At 67.3% G+C, this 1,157-nt stretch carries 1 protein-coding gene; it reads right to left on the reverse strand.

Annotated features, from left to right (window positions below; all coding sequences use genetic code 11):
• Positions 1-126 precede the first annotated feature (126 nt).
• Complete coding sequence (sbnA, locus tag FNH05_RS37580; protein WP_144593568.1) at positions 127-1,113, reverse strand: 2,3-diaminopropionate biosynthesis protein SbnA; 987 nt, start codon at positions 1,111-1,113, stop codon at positions 127-129.
• Positions 1,114-1,157: the final 44 nt, after the last annotated feature.

The following is a 1,157-nucleotide window of genomic DNA, read 5'->3' on the forward strand; positions in this document are numbered from 1 at the left end:
CCGCAAAAACAGCCGACGCGGACAAAACAAGACAAAAACCAAAACCAAACGTTAAAACTCAAGGGTCCCTTCACAGTCGATTTGACTGTGAAGGGACCCTTCACGGCGCCCGCGGCCCCCTGGGGCTCAGGTCGGCAGTGACTCCGCGGGCAACTCGTCCGGCTGGAGCACGTCCTCGCCGTAGAGGTCGCGCAGCCAGTTGCTCTGGTAGACGGTGTCGAGGTACCTCTCACCGAGGTCGGGCGCGATGGCGACGGCGGTGGCGCCGCTCGCGTCGTTCTCGGCGAGCCAGCGGATCGCACCGCTGATCACCGTGCCGGTCGAGCCACCGAACAGGAACCCCCGCCGGGCCAGCCGGTGACACGCGCGGATCGTGTCGGGCTCGGACACGTGCACCACATCGTCCACAAAGGATTCGTCGAGGATCGCGGGGCGGACGTTGGTGCCCAGTCCCGGGATCATCCGCCGGGCGGGCGGGCCGCCGAAGGTCTGCGAGCCCACGGCGTCCACCGCGACGATGCGGACCGGCCGGTGCCATTCGCGCAGGAAACGGGCGCAGCCCATCAGCGTTCCGGTGGTGCCGGCGCCGACGAACAGCACGTCCAGACCAGGGAACTGGCGGACGATGGCCGGGGCGGTCGAGGCGTAGTGCGCGGCCCAGTTACCCGGATTGGCGTACTGGTTGAGCCAGAGATAGCGGCTGTCGGAGGCGCACAGCGCCCGGATGTAGTTCAGGCGTGCCGCCAGGAAACCGCCCTCGGCCTCCGGTTCGGTGATGATGTGCACGCGAGCTCCCAGCGCCTCCATCAGGCGCCGGGTGGAGAGATTGCAGCGGGAGTCGGTCACGCAGACGAATTCGTAGCCACGGCTTGCCGCGACCACACTCAGCGCGACGCCGAGATTCCCGGAAGAGGACTCGACCAGCAGCCGTCCCGGCACCAGTGCCTTGGCACGCTCGGCGGCGGTGACCATCCGCACGGCGGCCTTCAGCTTGACCGAACCCGCGAAGTTGAACCCCTCGCACTTGAGGTACAGCGAGGTGCCGAACACGGGTTCCAGGTCGACGTAGAGGTCCTCCTCGTTGAATTCGTGCGGAGCGGAAATGACCGGCACGGTGGCACTCCTCGGTGCGACGGCGGATTGAGCGGGGTCTGCGG

The organism is Amycolatopsis rhizosphaerae, from assembly GCF_007713715.1.
GTDB classification, from domain to species: domain Bacteria; phylum Actinomycetota; class Actinomycetes; order Mycobacteriales; family Pseudonocardiaceae; genus Amycolatopsis_E; species Amycolatopsis_E rhizosphaerae.